The 22,098-nt window shown below is 47.3% G+C and carries 19 protein-coding genes; all 19 read right to left on the reverse strand.

Translation table 11 applies throughout. The annotated features are described in order from the left end of the window. Positions 1–106: 106 nt before the first annotated feature. The 19 genes from ymfI to AC2TDN_RS05625 all read right to left on the reverse strand — a co-directional run bounded on the left by ymfI (position 107) and on the right by AC2TDN_RS05625 (position 22,054). On the reverse strand, positions 107–853 hold the full coding sequence (ymfI, locus tag AC2TDN_RS05535) for an elongation factor P 5-aminopentanone reductase (protein ID WP_484687261.1): 747 nt from the start codon (positions 851–853) through the stop codon (positions 107–109). Then, positions 850–2,136 (reverse strand): EF-P 5-aminopentanol modification-associated protein YfmH, encoded by a 1,287-nt coding sequence (gene yfmH, locus AC2TDN_RS05540; RefSeq protein ID WP_484687262.1) that lies wholly within the window; start codon positions 2,134–2,136, stop codon positions 850–852. Before yfmH ends, ymfI begins: the two co-directional genes overlap by 4 nt. Positions 2,137–2,139: 3 nt before the next feature. Further along, the gene (yfmF, locus tag AC2TDN_RS05545; RefSeq protein ID WP_484687263.1) at positions 2,140–3,414 is read right to left on the reverse strand and encodes an EF-P 5-aminopentanol modification-associated protein YfmF; all 1,275 of its coding nucleotides are present in this window, start codon (positions 3,412–3,414) and stop codon (positions 2,140–2,142) included. A gap of 147 nt (positions 3,415–3,561) precedes the next feature. Continuing rightward, complete coding sequence (sleB, locus tag AC2TDN_RS05550) at positions 3,562–4,350, reverse strand: spore cortex-lytic enzyme (RefSeq protein WP_484687264.1); 789 nt, start codon at positions 4,348–4,350, stop codon at positions 3,562–3,564. Positions 4,351–4,468: 118 nt separating this feature from the next. Continuing rightward, positions 4,469–7,138, reverse strand: coding sequence for an FtsK/SpoIIIE family DNA translocase (locus AC2TDN_RS05555; protein ID WP_484687265.1), 2,670 nt, complete (start codon positions 7,136–7,138; stop codon positions 4,469–4,471). An 80-nt stretch (positions 7,139–7,218) separates the two neighbouring features. Next, on the reverse strand, positions 7,219–7,431 hold the full coding sequence (locus tag AC2TDN_RS05560; protein ID WP_484687266.1) for a YlzJ-like family protein: 213 nt from the start codon (positions 7,429–7,431) through the stop codon (positions 7,219–7,221). After that, on the reverse strand, positions 7,431–8,180 hold the full coding sequence (locus AC2TDN_RS05565) for a ClpP family protease (protein ID WP_484687267.1): 750 nt from the start codon (positions 8,178–8,180) through the stop codon (positions 7,431–7,433). The genes AC2TDN_RS05560 and AC2TDN_RS05565 overlap by 1 nt, the downstream gene beginning before the upstream one ends. 180 nt (positions 8,181–8,360) lie before the next feature. Beyond that, on the reverse strand, positions 8,361–10,040 hold the full coding sequence (locus AC2TDN_RS05570; RefSeq protein WP_482065493.1) for a ribonuclease J: 1,680 nt from the start codon (positions 10,038–10,040) through the stop codon (positions 8,361–8,363). 440 nt (positions 10,041–10,480) lie between these two features. Continuing rightward, on the reverse strand, positions 10,481–11,356 hold the full coding sequence (gene dapA, locus AC2TDN_RS05575; RefSeq protein WP_484687268.1) for a 4-hydroxy-tetrahydrodipicolinate synthase: 876 nt from the start codon (positions 11,354–11,356) through the stop codon (positions 10,481–10,483). Positions 11,357–11,383: 27 nt separating this feature from the next. After that, positions 11,384–12,598, reverse strand: coding sequence for an aspartate kinase (gene dapG / locus AC2TDN_RS05580; RefSeq protein ID WP_484687269.1), 1,215 nt, complete (start codon positions 12,596–12,598; stop codon positions 11,384–11,386). 46 nt (positions 12,599–12,644) lie between these two features. Then, a complete protein-coding gene (locus AC2TDN_RS05585) occupies positions 12,645–13,691 on the reverse strand; it encodes an aspartate-semialdehyde dehydrogenase (RefSeq protein WP_482065496.1) in 1,047 nt (348 codons plus the stop codon). A 31-nt stretch (positions 13,692–13,722) separates the two neighbouring features. Then, on the reverse strand, positions 13,723–14,310 hold the full coding sequence (locus AC2TDN_RS05590; protein ID WP_482065497.1) for a dipicolinate synthase subunit B: 588 nt from the start codon (positions 14,308–14,310) through the stop codon (positions 13,723–13,725). Then, positions 14,307–15,206 (reverse strand): dipicolinate synthase subunit DpsA, encoded by a 900-nt coding sequence (gene dpsA / locus AC2TDN_RS05595; RefSeq protein WP_482065498.1) that lies wholly within the window; start codon positions 15,204–15,206, stop codon positions 14,307–14,309. Before dpsA ends, AC2TDN_RS05590 begins: the two co-directional genes overlap by 4 nt. 130 nt (positions 15,207–15,336) lie before the next feature. Beyond that, positions 15,337–15,780, reverse strand: coding sequence for a dUTP diphosphatase (gene dut, locus AC2TDN_RS05600; RefSeq protein ID WP_484687270.1), 444 nt, complete (start codon positions 15,778–15,780; stop codon positions 15,337–15,339). Continuing rightward, on the reverse strand, positions 15,761–17,029 hold the full coding sequence (locus tag AC2TDN_RS05605) for a M16 family metallopeptidase (protein WP_484687271.1): 1,269 nt from the start codon (positions 17,027–17,029) through the stop codon (positions 15,761–15,763). Before AC2TDN_RS05605 ends, dut begins: the two co-directional genes overlap by 20 nt. A 125-nt stretch (positions 17,030–17,154) precedes the next feature. Beyond that, a complete protein-coding gene (locus tag AC2TDN_RS05610; RefSeq protein ID WP_484687272.1) occupies positions 17,155–18,153 on the reverse strand; it encodes a polysaccharide deacetylase family protein in 999 nt (332 codons plus the stop codon). A gap of 221 nt (positions 18,154–18,374) precedes the next feature. Further along, entirely contained in the window at positions 18,375–20,474 is a 2,100-nt protein-coding gene (gene pnp / locus AC2TDN_RS05615) for a polyribonucleotide nucleotidyltransferase (RefSeq protein WP_484687273.1), read from the reverse strand. A 151-nt stretch (positions 20,475–20,625) separates the two neighbouring features. Further along, on the reverse strand, positions 20,626–20,895 hold the full coding sequence (gene rpsO, locus AC2TDN_RS05620) for a 30S ribosomal protein S15 (protein WP_484687274.1): 270 nt from the start codon (positions 20,893–20,895) through the stop codon (positions 20,626–20,628). A 211-nt stretch (positions 20,896–21,106) separates the two neighbouring features. Continuing rightward, complete coding sequence (locus tag AC2TDN_RS05625) at positions 21,107–22,054, reverse strand: bifunctional riboflavin kinase/FAD synthetase (RefSeq protein ID WP_482065503.1); 948 nt, start codon at positions 22,052–22,054, stop codon at positions 21,107–21,109. Positions 22,055–22,098 lie beyond the last annotated feature (44 nt).

Genomic DNA, 22,098 nt, shown 5'->3' on the forward strand with positions numbered 1-22,098 from the left:
TTCGCCTCCTAATGGTATAGAAAAGAATCATCAACAGTCTTATCATGCGTAAAAGCACGTCTAATTATGCAAAAGGGCTTGTCCGCCAAAAAAGAACAGCTTCAACCTATGTGTGCCAGCCGCCGTTTGGGCTAATTACTTGTCCCGTAATATACGATGATTCAGGCAGCGCCAGAAAATACACGAGCGAAGCAATTTCTTCCGTAGAGCCAAATCGCCCGACTGGAATTTTCTGCTGCATCGCAGCCTTCTCCTCCGCATTGAAGCTATCCATCATTTCGGTATCAACCGCTCCCGGTGCAACCGCATTAACGGTAATGCCCGTCGGCGCCAGCTCCTTGGCCAGCGCCTTCGTAAAAGCGTTCATACCGCCCTTTGTTGTGGAATAAAGCACTTCGCAGGATGCTCCAGACATCCCCCAAATGGAGGAAACGTTAATGATGCGGCCATAACGCTGGGCAATCATATTCGGCATAAACAACTGCGAGCATAGAAACATGCCCTTCAGGTTGACGGCCATCACATCATCCCAATCTTCCTCGGTCACATCCATCAGCATGCCATAATGCGAAATACCTCCGTTGTTGACTAATATATCCGGAAGCATATTGTGGCTCTCCAGCTTCTCCCGCATCCGCTCAAGCTGCTCCTTGGAACGCAGATCCGCTGAGATCGTTAATACGTTTGCGCCAAGCGCCATACAGGTTCGTGCCGTCTCGTTAGCCGTCTCATGAGAATGCAAATAATGTATGACGATATTGACTCTCTCAGCTGCAAATCGTTTGGCAATAGCTGCGCCGATGCCGCGGCCTCCCCCAGTAATCAGCACCGTCATTTCCTGAAGCGTCTTCATTTTGATGGCTGTTCCACAATCGATACCGATGATTGATTGAAGTCAAAATGCTCGCGAAGCCGCTCATTAACATCGTCAAGCGTGCATTTTTCATAGAAATCAAGCACATCGAACATATCGCTGTCACGGAATCGATATCTCGTAAATTCACCGGCGATGGCTTCTGGGGAGTTTAGCATGCGTAAATATCCGCCGATTTTTTTGCGCTTGGCTCTCTCGAACGCAGTTGGTTCAATGCCTTTTGCCAAAATACCCTCAACTGCTGAACGAATTTGCTTAATCAGCTCATCCGGATTTGGCGTGTCGCCCCCGATAACCGAGAAGGCGTAGCCCGTGCTCGAATTATACTCGTGTCCGAACGAGTCAGAGATCAGATCTTTCTCATAAAGCTGCTGATAGAGCGTAGAGCTAGGTCCAATTAGAGCTTCCAGCATCAGCTTGGTCGTCACTTCTTGACGCAGAAGCGCTTCGCCGGTTAGCCCCGTATGCTTTTCTTTGATTCCGAGCATGCATTTTGGCAGTGAAACAGGAAGCTCCGTCACCTTGCGTGGGATCTTGACAGCTTCAAGCTCTTTCTCAAAAAATCGCTCGATCGGCCCCTGCGGCTCAAAAGATTTGCTATTCTGATTATCGCGCACAAGCTGGAATACTTCCTCCGCCTTCACTCCGCCAACGACAAACAATATCATATTGGAGGGATGATAAAAGGTTTCGTAGCAGCGGTAAAGGGTTTCCTTATCGATTTGCCTGATGGACTCCACCGTTCCGGCGATATCGATATGAACCGGATGCTCATGATACAGCGCATCAATCAACCCGAAATAAACTCTCCAATCGGGATTGTCACGATACATATTGATTTCCTGCTCGATTATTCCTTTTTCCTTCTCTACATTGGCATCTGTAAAATAAGGATTTTGAACGAAGTTGATTAACGTCTCTAAATTAGCGTTTATCTGCTCCGTAGCAGAGAACAAATATACCGTTCTGTCGAAGCTCGTAAACGCGTTCGCTGAAGCTCCTTGCGATGCAAATACAGCAAATATGTCTCCCATTGGCTCCTCGAACATTTTATGCTCGAGAAAATGCGCGATACCGTCAGGCACTTTCACAGGAGGCTGATTGCCAACCGAAAAGCGGTTGTCGACTGAACCATACTTTGTCGAGAATGTCGCATATGTTTTATTAAAGCCTTCCTTCGGCAGCACGATAACCTCAAGTCCGTTATCAAGCACTTCGCGATACAACGTTTCCTGTACGTTTGGATAGCTAAGGGTTTGCATAGGTTATGCCTCCTTTCGATCACGCAAAAAGTAAATCGTATCGAGCTGCACGCGCTCCGCAACCTTCACGATATCCTCAGCGGTAACTGCCTGAACCTGCTCAAGCAGCTGCTCTGCACTTCGCTCTTTCCCGGTCAGCACGCTGTTGAAGTCGTAGGCGATCATCTCATAGGCGGAATCCTGAAGCTCGCGGAGATGATTCGAAATCATCGCTTTCGTCTGGCTCATCTCAAGCTCTGAAAGTTGGCCTTGCCTCATGCTTTCAAGCTGCTCCTGGATAATGGCGACAGCACGGTCGTAATTAGCGAATTCGATGCCTGATTGAATCGTGCAAAGCCCTTTATGGCCATCAAGCCTTGATGCAGCATAATACGCCAGGCTTTCCTTCTCTCGCACGTTCAAGAAAAGCTTCGAATGCGGGTATCCTCCCAAAATGCCGTTGTACATTAATGCTGCCGGATAAGCGTCATCGCTGTAGCCTACACCGGTGCGAAGTCCCAAGTTCAGCTTGCCTTGGCTTACCTCCATGCGTTCCGTAACCTTCTTCACTTCTTTGACCGCATGCTGGACGTTTGGCACCGTATAAGCAGAAGGCGTGCCATCCTTCAATTTGAATGTTTTGTTGACGAGACGAGTTACTTCTTCAAGCGACGTATCCCCAACGACATACAAGTCAAGCGCAGCGTTATTCAGCCATTGCTCATAATGCTCATACAACGATGCAGGCGTTATCGCATCAATTTCTGATCGTTTGCCAAGCGGATGCAGACGGTAAGGCTCGTCAGCGCACATTTCTTCCAAACAGCGCTCCGCTGCATATCGTATTTTATCGTTTACGATTGCCTCTAGCCGTTTTCTAAGCGTCGTTTTTTCTGCGTCCACATATTTTGGATGGAAGCCGTTATTATCTATGAGCGGATCGGTAAGCACATCCCCTAAAAATTTCAGCGATTCTGCCAGGAGCGAGGTGTTCGCTGAGACGAATTCATCGTTGATCACATCCATGCGGAATTGAACGATTTGAGCATCGCCTCTTTTATATACGTCAAAACCGAAGCCTGCTCCATATAAATCGTCAAGCTTCTCGCGGAAAGCAATCGTTTCAGGCAAATTAGCCGTGCCTCTTCTTAGTACGAACGGAATGAGGGCAACCGGCGTTACCGTTGCTTCATCAAGTGTAAGTCCAGCAAATAAGGAAATGGCAAACGTTTTAAATCGTTTTGTAGGCAACACATGCAGTCGAATTCGCTGCAGCAGCCCTCTTTCGAATTGGGTCACTCGGTTTGCTCCTTTCAACGGCGCGTTATAGAGTAAATCTATTCCAATTGACAAATCACTATACCATTCTAACCTATAGGAAATGGAAGAAGCAACCACTGCTGCGCTAGGCAGTAACGGCTGCTTCCTTTCGTAATAAGCGTATAGTTACATACAGAAAATATGCTTTCCAATCGTCTTGATCTGCGTCCGAGTCCAAATCCATTTGGAGGTTGCAGTATGCGGATTGAAATAGTAGATGCAGCCGCCGGTTGGGTCCCAGCCATTAATCGCATCCTCAACCGCATCCCTCGCCCTGGCATTTGGCTGCAGCCAAATTTGTCCGTCAGCAACCGCCGTGAAAGCGCCTGGCTGGAAGATGACGCCATAGATCGTGTTTGGGAAGCTTTGTGATTTCAAACGGTTAATAATAACAGCTGCAACGGCTACTTGCCCCTCATAGGATTCGCCTCGTGCTTCACCGTAAACGGCATTCGCCATCATCTGCAAATCATTGTCCGTCAAGCCAAGTCGATTGGACTGTCCGATTGTCGTTATGTCACCCGTCGAGCTGGCGTTTTCTTTGCCGCCAGATCCACCGGATCCGCTAGATCCGCCAGTGCTGGCTGTCGGCTTCCAGGTTTTTGTGGCTTCCCAAAGCTTTAGCTTTGTTTTTGCTCCGACAACCCCATCCGACTTGAGTCCAAACTTCCACTGGAACCATGTTACTGCGTTTTTAGTAGCTGCTCCAAACTTTCCGTCTACTGCACCTTTGAAATAACCGAGATGCTTGAGCCGTCCTTGCAATTCATAGACGTCCTGACCAGAGGAGCCTACCGTTAAGGTAGCGTTGCTGAATGTTTCCTTTGCTTCGTTATGCACATCGCGCATGAAAGAAAAGGTGCCGAACAGCAGCAGCACGATAATCGAGGTCACCAAAATTAAACGATTTCTCATGTTGGGATCTGCCTTTCTCTTGCAAGTTAGTTCGCTTAAGGTAGCGTTACCTAACTTTAGTATGAGAAATTCGTCCCTCTTCTATGCATTTTCTCCTGTACCTTCAGTCAGCCGTAAATTATGAGCTGACTCTGCCGGCTTGGAATTCGTCCATCGTTATCAGAACTTCCCTAGGCTTGCTTCCTTCATATGGTCCTACTATAGAGCGTGCCTCCATTTGGTCGATAAGCCTTGCAGCTCTTGTGTAGCCGACCCGCATGCGACGCTGCAGCAAGGAAACAGAAGCTTGCTTCGCTTCCAAAATAATTTGCACCGCTTGATCGTAAAGCTCATCAACGGCCACATTGCCCTCTGCCGACTCTTCCTCGACTTCAGGTACAAGATCTTCTTTATATTCCGCTTCAGCTTGGCCGCGCGCGTAATTAACGAGCGTCTCCACTTCCTGATCCGACAGAAAAGCACCTTGCACCCTTATCGGCTTGGACATACCTACTGGCAAGAAAAGCATGTCCCCGCGGCCGAGCAGCTTCTCAGCCCCTACCATGTCGAGAATCGTTCGTGAATCGACCTGTGAAGAGACGCCGAACGCAATGCGTGACGGAATATTTGCTTTGATGACGCCTGTAATAACATCCACTGACGGCCGCTGCGTCGCAATGATGAGATGAATGCCCGCAGCACGTGCCATTTGGGCAAGCCTTGCGATTGAATCCTCCACATCATTGGCGGCTACCATCATGAGATCCGCAAGCTCGTCCACAATGACGACGATATAAGGGAGAACGGCGGCCGGATTATCAGCCATCAGCGTGTTGTAGCCTTCAATGTTGCGTGTAGCAGACTTGGAGAACAGCTCGTAGCGGCTTTCCATCTCGACAACGATCTTCTTTAGAGCGAGCGATGCCCGCTTAGGATTCGTCACTACGGGAGCAAGCAAATGCGGAATGCCATTGTATACATTTAGTTCAACCATCTTCGGGTCAATCATAAGAAACTTAACTTCATCAGGCGCAGCCTTGTACAAAATGCTTGTAATAATACCGTTTATACAAACCGATTTACCGGAACCTGTAGCACCTGCTACGAGCAGATGGGGCATTTTCGCTAAGTTGCCCACAATCGTCTGTCCGGAAATATCGCGGCCGAATGCGATAGACAATTTTGACGAGGCATTTTGGAAGGTAGCTGTCTCCATTACCTCTCGCATCGTAACGACGGATACTTCCATATTCGGCACTTCTATGCCGATCGCTGATTTTCCCGGAATCGGGGCTTCCATTCGGATATCCTTTGCTGCTAATGCAAGGGCGATATCATCCGTGAGTCCAACAATTCGACTCACTTTAACGCCAGTAGCCGGCTGAACCTCATAGCGCGTTACCGCGGGACCTCTTACGACATCGAGCACTTTCGCGCGAACGCCAAAGCTTTCGAGCGTTGCCTCCAGCTTGCGACGCGAGTCGTACATATCGGACGCATCTGCGCTTTTTCCAAGTAAATTAGGCTTGTTAAGCAGCGAAAACGGCGGCAGCAGATACGGCTTCTCCGTACTAGCCTCTGCCTCGGCGATCGGACGTCTTGGCAACGGCTGCGCTGCGCTTTCATCTATCACCAATGCTTCCGAAGCCTCGGAGACGTCGCTTGATAGCGATTCTGGATTAAGAAGCTCTGGATCATCCTCAAGCTCGTTCTCATCGGTATCATCAGTCACATCGGATTGAGCAAGCTCTTGAACAGGCCATGATTCGTTCCATTCTTCCTCGTTAGGCGGTACAGGCAGGTCATGATCAATGATTATGTCAGTCCCGGAAGATTCCCAAGGAACAGCATGATCTTGAACAGATTGGGTATGTAATGGGTCTGAATGTAAGTCTTCGCCAGATTTTTCCCATGGCGGCTCGAGATCATTTTGCCAAGCAGGCTTGCCATTTGTACGCGCTTCAGTGCTGCCCGGCTCGAATACCCACTCATTCTGCTCGTCTTCCTCCTGGCTTTGTTCCTCGGCATCCCTCTCTTGTCTCCATGAGAAAAACAAGGATCTTTTCTTTTTGGGAGGAGATACGACATAGCCTTCATGATCGTCATCCATTATGTCATCATCATCAGCATCCACTTGGTTTACATTCGCGGCAGCTGCAGCAGATGCACGCCTAGCTGCTCGTTTCGCCCATTTTGCCCCTAGCAATTTGAACATCCGAGTAGTCCGCGAGCTTATCAGTCTGCCTAATTCCACATACGACTTCCCTGTCATCAGCATGATGGAAATGGCGAACATGACGAACATGATCAGCTTTGCGCCGTAGTAGCCAAACAAAGAGAAAAATAACGAATATTGAATGGCACCGATGTAACCGCCGCTTATTTCCTTATCTCTTATGGGTAAATCATTAGCTGCTGGAACACTAATTAACGATATCTGCAAATCGCTGCTAAGCTGTTTGAATATCATCGTGCCAGTTAGATCAGTCGTTGGGAGCTTTTGCTCGATTTCAGAAATCGAGCTCATCAGCGTAAAAGCAAGCACCAAAATAAATAAGCCCGTACGTCTATTCGTCCAGCCTTTTGGCCAAGCTCGTTTAATCATGACAGTTAGTCCAATAACGATGCCAATTAAAGCAAGCACAAAATAAAACTTGCCGAGCACAAGCCCAAATAGCTTGGATAACGAGCGCCCGACAGCCGCTTCACCGGATAATGCAATGATGGAGATGGTAATAAGCAATATGCCGTATACTTCGTATTTTAAGTTTGTGCCAATTGTTTTTTTTCGTCTCTTTTTCTTTGCCAAATCCGTCACCTCTGGTAAAAGATTATACCATAGGTGGGCAAATGTTCCTATGAGACATTCGTACGAACATCCGTTTGCTGTTAATGGTAATGCACAATGGTACCTGGCATCAAATTCGGATTCAAATAATCGTCCAGACCGCATTCTATAAGACGGACGATTTTTCCCATTCCGGGCGCGACCGGCATGATCTGCATCTTAACCCCGTTTGCCCAAACCTCCTGTACCTTTTCCACTTCGTCATGAAGTCCTTCCAGCACTAATTCGAGCGGCATATTCGTATAAATCGTCATTAGCTGTTCACCTCTACCCGTCCAAGCTTAGAAGCCTCTATGCGTCGATTTAACTCCTTAAGCGCTTCTCCAAGGCCTCCAACCGCATCAATTAAGCCATGCTTCACTGCGTCAGATCCAATAACCGTCGTTCCAATATCCCGAGTAAGCTCACCTGTTTTGAACATCAGCTCTTTGAAAATGTGCTCTGATACATTGGAGTGCGATGTGACAAAACGGACGACACGCTCCTGCATTTTATCCAAATATTCGAACGTTTGCGGAACGCCGATAACTAATCCGTTCAACCGTATGGGATGGATCGTCATCGTCGCCGTTTCTGCAATAAATGACATATCGCCAGCTACTGCAATCGGAACGCCGATGGAGTGACCACCCCCGAGTACCAACGTTACTGTTGGCTTGGATAAGGATGAGATCATTTCGGCTATCGCGAGTCCCGCTTCCACGTCGCCGCCTACCGTATTCAAAACGATAAACACGCCTTCAATTTTATGGTTTTGTTCAGCAGCTACCAATTGCGGAATAAGATGCTCGTACTTGGTCGTTTTATTTTGCGGCGGCAGCACAAGATGCCCCTCCACCTGCCCAATGATGGTCATGCAAAATATGTTCGACTCGGTTAGCGCCGGTACTGCTGTCTGGCCAAGCTGCTGGATCGTGTCGACAACTGCATTCCCTTTTCTTTTTTCATCCGTATTTGGTTCCTGCTGCTCTGCTGATAAATCCATTTGAAATTGCGAGCTCATGTACAATCCCCCTCTAATGAATTATTGCTTGTCATAGTATGAGGTCTGGCGCCGAATTTATACAAATACAGTCAAGAACCGCTATGAAGCAAAAAAAGAATCGCTTGCGTCCGCCGCGGCAACTGCGGAATGGACAAGCGATTCTCTTCCTTTATTCATTTATTTCATTCATTCATTTCATTATACTTCCATAATGATTGGCAAAATCATTGGTCGACGGCGAGTTTGCTCGTACAAAAAGCGGCCAAGCGCATCCTTCACATTCGTTTTGAGTGAAGCCCACTCATTCACTTTATCGTTCATGAGGCGAGTTAGCGTTGATGTAACGATACGATTTGCTTCATCCAAAAGACCTTCGGATTCACGAACATAAACGAATCCGCGAGAAATAATGTCCGGACCTGACAAGATCGTGCCATCCTGCTTGCTTAGTGTAACAACAACGACCAATATGCCATCTTGCGATAACAGCTTGCGGTCGCGAAGTACGATATTACCAACATCGCCAACACCCAAACCATCGATCAATACGTTGCCGGCTTGTACTTTAGAGCCTTTACGGCCTGCGCCATTCTGGAACTCTACAGTGTCGCCGTTATCGATGACGAAAATATTTTCGCGTTCGATTCCGATCGCTTCGCCAAGCTTCGCATGCTGGCGAAGCATCCGGTATTCACCGTGAATGGGAATAAAATATTTTGGCTTAATCAAGTTAAGCATAAGCTTCAATTCTTCTTGGCTTCCGTGACCGGATACGTGAACGCCCGATACCGAACCGTTTCCGTAAATAACGTTTGCGCCTAAGCGGAATAATTCATCTACGGTACGTCCTACATATCTCTCATTGCCTGGAATTGGCGTTGCAGCGATGATAACGGTATCGCCAGGCAAAATATCAACCTTGCGGTGCGTGGAGCGCGCCATACGAGTAAGCGCCGACATCGGCTCGCCTTGACTGCCTGTACACAAAATGACAACGCGATCCGCAGCCAATTTGTTAACTTCCTCCGGTTCGATGATCATGCCTTCCGGAATGTTCAAGTAACCAAGATCGGAAGCGATGCCAACTACGTTCACCATACTGCGGCCTACAACAGCAATTTTGCGTTTTGTAGCGATTGCAGCATTAATGATTTGTTGAATCCGGTGTACGTTCGATGCGAAGGTTGCCACAACTACGCGCTGAGACGACTTCCGGAAAATATCTTCAAGATTGTCGCCTACCTGAGCTTCAGACGGCGTATATCCAGGACGTTCTGCATTTGTACTATCCGACAATAACGCCAAAACGCCGCGTTTTCCGATTTCGGCGATACGCTGCAAATCAGCGAATTGCTCGTTAACCGGTGTATGATCGAATTTAAAGTCACCCGTATGAACGACAGTTCCTTCTGGAGTATCCAGGCTGACACCTACGGAATCAGGAATACTGTGGTTCGTTCTGAAGAAGGAAGCACGAATGGTGCCGAGCTGAATTTCGCTGTCTGCATTGATGAGAATACGTTTCGTTTCTCCTAGCAATCCAGCTTCCTTCAGTTTACCTTCAATAAGACCGAGTGTTAGTTTAGTTGCATATAAAGGCACGTTTAAGCTTTTCAACACATATGGCAATCCGCCGATGTGATCCTCATGTCCATGGGTAATAATAATTCCGCGAACCTTATCGCGATTTTCCGTTAAGTATGAAATATCCGGAATAACGATATCTATACCGAGCATGTCCTCTTCTGGAAACTTCAAACCCGAGTCAACAACAACTATGTCATTGTTATACTGAATGACGTACATATTTTTTCCGATTTCGCCAACTCCGCCTAGTGCAAAAATGAGCAGTTTATCCTGGTTGTTCTTCTTAGACAAGTGTATCTTTCCTCCTTAAAATTTTGCGAAGCAACTATTGCTTCGTAATCATTTTCATAAATTTTTGCGAAGCGCAAAGACTTCGTGAACTTCGTTTTTGTGAATTTTTCGAAGCATAAAGGCTTCGAAATATTAAATTATTGCGAAGCGAAAAAGCTTCGTAAGTATGGTCTGAATATGGAAAAGCAGAATAGCTCCGTACAGTCCCATTTGGTGTTGAAATGCCAAAGCTTTTTTCACCTATGCCCTGTTATCGTCAGATGCCGCTCTGACGTTAAGTTCATTTCCAAATATTTGCCGCACCCAGTCACTTGAAATCATTATACATGAAGAAAAAGCTGGAATACAAGTGAAACCCGATAAAGCTATTTTCCAATATGCTTCCCAAAAAAATAAAACCGATGCTGGATGCACCGGCTGCAATCAACGATAACGTCTATTTATCCAAGCAAATTGCGTAAGAATGCGGCTTCTGCCTCGCTCACTGAAACAAGCGGCAGCCTTACTCCGCCTACCGAAAATGCTTTTAACCCGAGCGCATATTTTACTGCAACGGGATTTGGAACAGGATGAGGACAAGCGAATAGACCTTTGAAAATAGGATGCAAACGTCCATTAATGCGTGCAGACTCTTGAACGTTGCCGCTGGTGTAAGCTTGAATCAACGCTTTCATCTCTTTTCCGACAATGTGGCTTGCAACGCTAATAATACCGTATCCGCCAATAGCCAAGGCAGGCAGGGTTGCACTGTCATCACCAGTATACACTTTGAAATCAGCAGGCGCGCCGCTAATAATTTGAGTCAATTGATCTGTTGATGCGCAATCCTTGGTAGCGATAATATTGTCGATTTGCGCTAAGCGAAGCGTCGTTTCGGCGGATATGTTCACCCCTGTGCGACCTTCTACGTTATACAAAATAATGGGCAGAGCGGTTGCTTCCGCAATTGCCTTGAAATGTTGATAAAGTCCCTCTTGGTTAGGACGGTTGTAGTAAGGAGCAACAAGCAATACGGCGTCAACACCCGCAGCTTCTGCCTCTTTCGTCAAATGGATGGAATGGGCTGTGTTGTTGCTCCCTGTACCAGCAATAATCTTGCAACGACCATTCGCATGCTTGACCGCAAATCGGAACAACTCCAGCTTCTCTTCATCGGACAGCGTAGGCGATTCGCCAGTAGTGCCAGAAACGACAAGACTATCGCTTTGCTGCTCCTCAATTAAATAATCAATCAATCGGCCTGTCGTATGCCAATCAATATGACCATCCGCATCGAATGGGGTTACCATTGCTGTAATTAATCTGCCAAATTCCATCTGAATTCCTCCCAAAAGTATTGCTCTCTATCGATGAAGCTCGAACTTCGCGTGGAGAGAACGAAGCGCTTCCGCCATATCCGCTTCACGTACGAGCACCCAAATCGTTGTATTGGAATCAGCCGATTGCATGATGGTAATTCCTCGTTCCGTCAGCGCTTCCACGATACGCGCCATAACGCCAGGCTCTCCATTCATCCCTCCGCCAATTACGGATACCTTCGCACAGCCCTTAATCGCTGAAGGAGCGAATCCACTCTCTTTCAACACATCAACAGCACGCTTGGCATCATGATCAAATACAGTATAAATTGCACCGCTAGGCGTAACATTAATAAAATCGACGCTAATGTGATGTTTAGCCATCGATTGAAATACTTGAAGCTGCACATCATTCCGGCCATCAATCGCCTTGACCGAAATTTGTGTAATGCCAGAAACATGGGCAATTCCTGTTACATGACGATCCTTAACAGACAGATCTGCCTTCAGCTCGGCCGAATCGGTTACAAGCGTCCCCGTCTCATTGGAAAAGGTGGATCTCACTCGGAGCGGTATGCGAGCTTGCTGCGCTATCTCAACCGCGCGCGGATGAATCACCTTTGCTCCTTGCCTTGCCATATTGCATATTTCAGCATAGCTTACGACAGGGAGCGGCTTTGCCTCCTCGACAATGCGCGGATCTGCCGTCAATATTCCATTCACGTCTGTATAGATATCAACCATTTCGGCACGCAGCGCTGCACCGAGTGCAGTTGCGGAAGTATCGCTTCCGCCGCGGCCGAGCGTTGTCGTGTCGCCCTGCGCCGTGCTTCCTTGAAAGCCTGTTACAATGACGACGGTACCTTCATGCAAGTGACTGAGTACCTTATCTGGACGAATCTCTTTAATTCGGGCATGCCCATATTGTTCGTCAGTAATTATGCCCGCCTGTCCGCCGGTTAAAACGACGGAAGGAATGCCGCGTGTAATGAGTAAACTGCATAAAGCGGCTGCGGATATAATTTCCCCGCAGCCTAACAGCATATCCCGCTCGCGCGCCGGCAGTCTGTCGCCATTGTCACGAATAAGCTGCAGCAGCGTATCCGTAGCATAAGGATCACCCTTGCGACCCATAGCCGAAACAACAACGACAACAGCGAAGCCATTACTGCGTTCTCTGCAAATGTGATGGATAACGTGTTCCCTGGCGTGATCATTTGATAGAGAGGTGCCCCCGAATTTTTGAATCAGGATGCGCATATTTTATCCTCCGTGATCGATCCCGGGAAGAAGTAGCCGAATACCCTTACTTAATAAATGAACCGTTAGCGATATATTCAGCGATTTGAACAGCATTCCATGCTGCGCCTTTGAGTAGGTTGTCTGAGACGATCCACATATTAAGTCCGCGTTCAGAGCCAAGATCACGTCTCAAGCGACCGACAAATACATCCGGCTTGCCGGCTGCTTCAGTCGCAAGAGGGTACTGCTGATTAGCAGGATCATCAACGAGCGTAATGCCTGGCGCGTCTGCTAACAGCTGCTTAACCTCTTCCAAATCGTAGTCGTTTTTAAGCTCAACATATAGGGATTCCGAGTGACCGTAAACGACAGGAATACGTACGCAAGTAGCTGTAACCTGAATGGATTCGTCACCCATAATTTTTTTCGTTTCGCGAACCATTTTCATTTCCTCGAGCGTATAGCCATTCTCTTGGAATTTGTCGATTTGCGGAATCGCATTAAACGCGATTTGATGCTTGACTGGCAATGCACCAACCGGAAGAATAGCTGGACTTACAGCTTCGCCGTTCAGCGCTGCTTGCGTTTGACGCAGCATTTCATCTATTGCACGGCTTCCTGCACCAGATACTGCTTGATAAGTAGAAACGATGATGCGGGAAATGCCATAACGGTCTTGCAGCGGTTTTAGCGCTGCAACCATCTGAATAGTCGAACAATTCGGATTAGCGATTATGCCCTTATGCTCGCTAACCTTCTCGATGTTCACTTCTGGAACTACGAGCGGCGTGTTCTCATCCATTCGATAAGCGTTCGTATTATCGATACAAATCGCCCCGTGCTCAACCGCATGCGGTGCCAGCGCCTTTGTAACGTCGCCGCCTGCACTAAATAACGCAATTTCGATGCCTTTGAAGCTATCCGGCGCTGCTTCCTCAACCGTCAGCTCTTGGCCTTTGAATGTCATTTTTGTGCCTGCTGAACGAGCAGATGATAAGAGCTTAAGCTCTTTGATCGGGAAGTTTCTAGAATCAAGTAATTTTAGTATTTGTTCCCCTACTGCGCCTGTTGCGCCAACTACTGCAACATTGAACAATTTCTGATTCGACATCTGCTGTCGACTCCCCTCTTTCCGTCTGTCATTAATGGCGTTCGACAAGCAGAGGCTGCAGCTGTTTCCCCTGAAGGGCAGCTTCGCATGCTTCCAAGACCAAATCCATTCTTGCAACCAGCGAGTTAGGCTTTTGCACAGGGTTATCTTGGCCGAACGGCACGAAATAAATATGTTTAGCCACTAGCAGCTTCGCTATGTTAGCAGCATTTAAACCAAGTCCATCATTTGTTGAAATAGCGAGTACTAGCGGACGACCATTGCGCATCTGCGCCTTGGCAGCCATAAGCACCGCGCTGTCTGTTATCGCATTTGCCAATCGACTTGTTGTGTTGCCTGTGCATGGCGCTATGACAAGAACGTCAAGCAGCTTAGATGGCCCAAGCGGCTCAGCCTCCACAATCGTCGAAATTAGCTCATTTCCCGTAATAGCCTTAAGCTGTGCTTGCCAATCCTCGGATTTTCCGAATCGAGTATCCGTCGTCATAAGCGTATTAGAAACGATCGGCACCACATTGGCACCCGCATCGACGAACCGCTTAATTTCTGGCATAACCTCAGCAAACGTGCAGTGTGAACCAGATAAAGCATATCCTACTGTAATTCCAGACCAATTCATATCCCATTCCCCCGCTTAATCGTATCATCCAAAATCAACTGTGTTAAGCAATCCGCCATGATACGTCCAGCTGTTTTGGGTGCGACGATACCGGGTAGTCCGGGTGCGAGCATCGCTTTAATTCCCCGCTTCTCTGCAAAGCGGAAATCAGTGCCGCCAGGCTTCGATGCGAGGTCGATTATTACGGCCCGCGAAGGTAAATTTGCGATAATTTGCGCTGTGACTATCATAGTCGGAATTGTATTAAAAAGCAAGTCAATATTGCTTACATGATGCAGCAAACCACTGATGTAGAAAGGCTCAAACCCCATTTCTGAAGCCCTTGCGAATTGCTCCGAACGCCGTACGCCAACCTTCACTTTCGACCCTAAGCCTTGAAGTGTGCGCGCCATTGTGAAGCCCGTTCTACCGAATCCGAGCACCATGGAGGACGAACCATGAATCGTAATATCCGTATTCTGAATCGCCATCATCAGAGCGCCTTCCGCAGTCGGTATCGAGTTGTATATAGCGACATCATCACGGTCAAAGAGCTCAATGAGCGATAGTGTATGCTGCTCGCATAGCTGGCGCAAATAGGGTTTGGCCATCCCCGTATACACCGTACAGTGCTTTGGCAGCTTTGCCAAATGGCTATCGGTCAACTGCATTTGTCGATCGCTGAAAACGGCATGGATCATTCCTTGATCATCGGTGCCTACCGCAGGCAGCAGCAGCGCATCGACTCCTTCGAACAGCTGTTCCTCGAACTCCGCTTGCACGGCACCGTCCAATGACGAATGCAGTCCGTCAAAGCCGGAAACAGTGACGATAGCATCAAGCTCTGTCAGCTTGCGTATGACTTCAAGCTGTCTTGCATCACCGCCTAGCAACAGCACTCGAACGCCTGTTAGCATTAAGCTTCACTCCTTTCTTGCTACTAGCTCAAGATCATCTTATGCTTGCGCCCAGAGCGGGGTGAAAAAGAAAAAAAGATCGGGCAAATGACCCGATCTTTTACTTTAATAACGTTATGCAGTTATTTCGTTATACTCCTGTATGGCCGAACCCGCCTGCGCCTCGCACCGTGTCAGGCAGTTCTTCTGCTTCAACAATTGTAACCGCGGGCACTAGCTGGAACACCATTTGAGCGATTCGCTCGCCTCTTGTAATAGTAAATGGCTCTTGCCCTAAATTGATTAGAAGCACTTTTACCTCACCGCGGTAGTCCGCATCAATCGTTCCGGGCGAATTCAAGCAAGTAATGCCATGCTTGTATGCGAGACCGCTCCGGGGTCTAATTTGCGCTTCCAGTTCACCAGGCATGGCCATAGCAAATCCGGTCGGGATAAGCTGACGCTTCCCTGGCGCTAATACGACAGGCTCGCTTACAGCTGCTTGCAGATCAAAGCCAGCTGCCCATTCGGACATTTTACGCGGAATCGCAATATCTTCATTGCCTTCTAATCGTTTAAACTGTACTTGGTACAAATTGATTCCTCCCCAATTGCACTGCTGCTTTGTCGTTTGAGCCAACCATCGCAACGGAGAAAGGTACGGACAGCATACGCTTCGTCACTTCAACTACATGCGACATATCTACAGAATCAATACGCTTTAATAGCTCATCGAGCGTATAATGCTTGCCAAGCATCAGCTCGTTTTTGCCTAAACGGTTCATCCTGCTGCTTGTGCTCTCTAAGCTTAAGATCAGGCTTCCCTTCAACTGCTCTTTGCCGCGATGCAGCTCATCCTCGCCAAGCCCTTTGACCGATAGCTCGTTAAGCTGCTCCATCGTCAAATCAAGCACTTCTTTGGTTTGCTTCGGTGCCGTTCCTGCATAAAGCGTGAACAAGCCAGTATCTGCATAGGAGGTGTGGTAGGAATAGACGGAATAAGCAAGACCGCGCTTCTCTCTGATTTCTTGGAAAAGTCTAGAGCTCATTCCACCGCCCAGCGCATTATTAAGCAAAATCATCGCATACAAATGAGAGTCGGTGATGGAACATCCAGGAAACGAGATACAGAGATGATTTTGTTCGGTTTTCTTCTTATAAAACAAATATTCACCGTGGAATGCAGGCGGAGCAACGATAGCAGATGCAGGCTTGCTGTTCGTAAAGCCGCCAAAATATTTTTCGAGCAAAGCGAGCAATCCTTGCTCTTCAACATTGCCAGCTACGCTGATAACGGTATTCTCAAGCGTGTAGGTGTCATTCATATACCCGCGAAGCGTATCCGAAGTCATCGCAGTCAAGCGCTCCTCAAGCCCCAAAATCGAATAGGCCAACGGATGATCACCGAATGCGGCACGTGATGCTTCATCATGCACCTTGTCATCCGGCGTATCCTCGTACATCGAAATTTCTTCAAGTATGACATTCTTTTCCTTCGCCAGCTCATCTGGATCAAGCTGAGAGTTGAAGAACATATCCGATAGCGCATCAACCGCAAGCGGCAAATGCTCATCAAGCACCTTGGCGAAGTAACAAGTATATTCCTTTGATGTAAACGCATTGACATTGCCGCCAATGCCATCAAATAAATCTGCAATATCCTTCGATGTACGTTTTTCAGTTCCTTTGAAGAGCATGTGTTCGATGAAATGCGAAATGCCGTTATTTTCAAGCGTCTCGTTGCGCGAGCCTGTTTTGACCCAAATCCCAAACGATACGGATCTTACGGTCGGAATGTATTCAACTACAATACGTAATCCATTGCTAAGGGTGTATTTATTCATTAATAGTCCTCCTTATGTTCAGAGCGGCAAAGCAAACCACGTACTCGTTTTTTATATGGATGGCCGAACTAAACCGACTTCGTATGCATGTGCTTTTGAACATGAATGTTTTTACTATAGCAGAATCAGCCAGCTCCCTCAACAGCAGGCGGCATACGCTTGGATGAAAGCGTCTCGCTAACTGTACCGATTGCGTAGCCCTTCGCCTTGGCAGATGCAATCATGCCTGCAAGGGCATCACGCGAGGATGCAGTAGGGTGCATCAATATTAAAGCGCCAGGCTCCAGCTTCGACGATATTTTACGAACGATCGAATCAGCCGGAGGTTTTTGCCAATCAACCGTATCGATTGTCCAAAGCACTGTTTTCAACCCCTGCTCCTCAGCAATTTGAACGGTAGCTTGATTAAAGGAGCCTGACGGTGGAGCAAACCATTTGTTATTGACTTTTAGTTTTGACTTCAGAAGCGCCTCGGTTTTTGAAATTTGATTATATTGATCCTGCCTGCTTAACGCACTCATATCCGGATGTGTATACGCATGATTGGACATCTCATGTCCTTCGGATTGAATTCGATTTGCTATCTCCGCATTTTTATTAAGCCAGCTGCCGTCCAGAAAAAAGGTTGCTTTCACATTTTCTCGTTTAAGTGTATTTAATATGGAATCTATGTATTCGTTGCCCCAAGCTACATTTATCATGAATGATACCATCTTTTTATTCGAATTGCCTCTATAGATCGGGTGAGGTCCAAGATCGTTTAGCTTAATCTTAGGCTCTACTTCCTTGTAGACATAAGGTATCGCATTTGCGGAAGGTGCGAGCAATGCAGCGTCCAGCGTTTTCTCTATATCGACCTCCAACCCATTATATCCAGGGATGGCTTTCCATACGCGGTCAATCCTCGCATCGACTGGCGCGATTCTACGCTTATTTGCTTCTTCCGATATAATCGTCAGCAGCCTTTGCCGGTCCTCTGTGGAAGATACGAGCACCGTTGATGCAGCCCTGGCATCGCCATATTTCAATGAGGCAAGATATTGAGACACGTCACTATTTATACTCACAAAAACGATCAACATGAGCATACTCGCTGCAATCGTGGCAGCTTTTCTCACCTTCATATTTCCCACTCCTATAAACAGCATCACATGCCTCCTAAGCTTGACCTTAATGAAGCATGTTAATCCATGTTTATGAAAAGAGGGACAAGATTATGCAGAAGGAAGACATTGACAGCGATATCTGTACGAATAGAAAAACAAAAAGAGACAGATCAAATCTGGCTCTTTTCTTAAGTATCTTCTATTGTTGCCTGTATCTTCTATTGTTGCCTAAGTGAAACTTACTGCGGTGAAACTTCCGGCGTCATCAGAATTTTAGCTGACAAGTTGATTCGGCCTTGTTGGTCAATCTCGGTTACTTTAACTTTGATTTGGTCGCCAATGTTCACGACATCCTCGGTTTTGGCAACACGCTCATTCGACAGCTGCGAAATATGGACAAGTCCATCCTTGTTCGGCAAGATCTCAACGAAAGCTCCGAATTTCTCTACGCGTTTAACTGTACCCACGTAAATTTCGCCAACAACAACTTCCTTCACAATGCCTTCGATAATCGATTTTGCCTTCTGGTTCATCTCTTCGTTAGAGGAAGCGATGAATACCATTCCGTCTTGCTCGATATCGATTTTAACGCCTGTTTCCTCGATGATTTTGTTAATAATTTTACCGCCTGCGCCAATAACGTCGCGGATTTTGTCCGGGTTAATGCGAAGCGTCAAAATTTTCGGCGCATATTTCGATAAGCTTGTCCGAGTAGTCGGCAGGCTTTCAAGCATTTTGCCTAGGATGAAAACCCGTCCTTGACGCGCTTGTTCAAGAGCTTGCTGCAAAATCGCGCGGTTGATGCCGGCAATTTTGATGTCCATTTGAATGGCAGTAACGCCTTCAGCTGTACCAGCAACCTTAAAGTCCATATCTCCAAGATGATCTTCCATACCTTGAATATCAGACAGGATTGCGAAATGGTCGCCGTCCTTGATGAGACCCATTGCGATACCAGCTACAGGAGCTTTGATCGGTACGCCTGCATCCATCATAGCGAGCGTGCTTGCGCAAATACTGGCTTGTGACGATGAACCGTTTGATTCCAACACTTCAGAAACAAGACGAATTGTATATGGGAAATCTGCTTCAGACGGAATAACTTTGGAAAGCGCGCGCTCACCAAGTGCACCATGACCAATTTCGCGGCGACCTGGCGGACGAAGAGGACGAGCCTCACCAACGCTGAATGGCGGGAAATTGTAATGATGCATGAAGCGTTTTGTTTCCTCAGGTGAAATGCCGTCCAAAATTTGAACGTCACCCATCGCTCCAAGCGTACAAATGCTTAGCGCTTGCGTTTGTCCACGAGTGAACAAGCCCGAACCATGCGTACGCGGCAGAAGCGCTACGTCACAATCAATCGGACGAATTTCTTCAAGCGAACGACCGTCAGGACGAACCTTGTCATGAGAAATAAGGCGGCGAACTTCTTCCTTGACGATATCGTAAAGAACTTCCTTCACATCGGAAAGCAGCCCTGGTGTATCGATATATTGCTCTTCAAAATGTGCAACCGCTGCGCTGTTAACAGCGTCAATTGCATCCTGACGAGCATGCTTCTCTTCTACTTTAATCGCTTCTACGAGATCCGCTGAAGCATAAGCGCGAACATCAGCATTTACTTGTTCATTAACGGTATGTAGCTTAACTTCCATTTTCGGCTTGCCGGCAATGGCTTGCAGCTCTTCGATCTTGGCAACGATGTTCTTGATTTCATCATGTCCAAACATGATTGCCTCAAGCATAACTTCTTCCGATACCTCATTCGCTTCGGCTTCAACCATCATGATAGCATCCTTCGTGCCTGCTACAACAACAAACAGATCTGTTAGCTGCTCTTGCTCAACTGTTGGATTAATGACGAATTGACCGTTTACCCGGCCAACGCTCACGCCGCCGATTGGGCCGTCAAATGGAACGTCGGAAATCGATAGAGCAGCAGATGTACCGATCATAGCCGCAATTTCTGGCGGGCAATCTTGATCCACACTCATTACGATGTTCATCACTTGAACGTCGTTCCGGAACCCTTCCGGGAACAACGGACGAATAGGCCTGTCCGTAAGACGGCTGGACAAAATCGCCTTCTCGCTTGGACGGCCTTCACGTTTAATGAATCCGCCTGGAATTTTACCAACGGCATACAAACGCTCTTCATAGTTAACCGTAAGCGGGAAGAAATCCAAGTCCTTCGGACCTGCGGATGCTGTTACCGTACACAATACAACAGTATCGCCATATTGCACGGTTACTGCAGCATTCGCTTGCTTAGCAAGGCGGCCTGTTTCAATGGATAGCGGTCTTCCGCCTACCATCATCTCAATTCGTTGTACCATCTAATCCCTCCTAAAAGTTATTTTATAGTCTATTTCACTGTATTATACAGGTTTTTCCCCAGTGTTCTCCTATTACAAAAAGCAACCCGAATCCGCACATCCGGTATTCCCGGACGGCTGGACAACCAGGTTGCTTCTCATTACGCATGTTTTAACGGCGAAGGCCGAGTCTTTCGATCAATGCGCTGTAACGTCTAACATCATTGTTCTTAAGGTATGCAAGCAGCTTACGGCGCTGACCTACCATCTTGAGCAAACCACGACGGGAATGATGATCTTTCTTGTGCTCCCGCAAATGTTGAGTCAAGTTAACGATGTTTTCAGTCAGGATAGCCACTTGAACCTCCGGAGAACCGGTATCAGTTGCATGTGTCTTATGCGTCTCAATCAGTTCGTTTTTACGTACTTGTGTAATTGCCATCCTAATTCACCTCCTTCTTGATAATCGCCATTAGCCTCGCTGCCGTCGGTGAGATCGGACACCCAAGCTAAGGTTAAGTTTAGAGAATGACATACGAAATGTATGTCTACTCACAACGTTGTATAGTATAACATATAAGATAGATGCTTGTCGAGGTGTATCTCCTCGTTGCTGCACAACGCGCAGCTACAGCTCAAAACAACGGTCCGCATTAGTTGCATCCGAGTATTGCTTTAGCTTGAAGCGCATCCGCACCGATTTGGTTGACCAGCTCATCGATGGAATTGAATTTTTTCTCCGAGCGAATAAACGAAAGAAATTGCAGACGCAATTGTTCCCCGTAAATATCGCCATTGAAATCAAACAAGTGAGCTTCCATTACAGGCTGCGGCTCTTTCTGGTTAAAGGTTGGCTTTAAGCCATAATTCAAGACGCCAGGGTAAGCTTTCTCTCCAAGCCAAGCCGTTATCGCATAGACGCCTAATCTAGGCGCAATATATGGAGCGGTGATATGAAGATTAGCCGTCGGGAAGCCGATTGTGCGGCCTCTCTTATCCCCATGCACGATGATGCCTTTAACTTCATAAGGCCGACCTAGCAAATGCTCAGCCAATTCCGTATTCCCCTGCTCGAGCGCTTCACGTATATAGGTGCTGCTAACTTTAATTCCATTCTCGAATAATGGCTCAATGACATGAACAGCAATATCGGGTTGCCCTAGCTGCTTCAAAGCTTCCGTATTGCCTAAGCCCTTATGGCCGAAATTAAAATCGAAGCCAACAACTACCTGCTTGGCGCGAAGTGTTCGCAATACCTCATTCACGAAGCGTTCAGGAGTAACAGATGCGAATTCGGGATCAAATCGCATAATGAATACGAGATCGACTCCGAGCTCTGCAAATAAAGCGGTCTTATGCTCAAGAGGCGTAAGACAACGATAATATTGATTACCTTGTCCGAGCACTTCCTTCGGATGGGGATCGAAGGTCAAAACCGCTGACAGCATTTCGGCCTCTTTCGCCTCAAGCACCGCTTGACGAATGACGTTTTGGTGTCCGCGATGAACACCATCAAAATGACCGATTGCTATGGAAAGCGGTTTGTCCAGCGATAACGTGGACAAACCGTTTAAAGGAAAACTTAATGGAATAATTTCCAACGCTGAAGCACCTGCATTTCCTGTTAACTTTCTACATCGATAAT

The organism is Paenibacillus sp. Y660 (genome assembly GCF_057221575.1).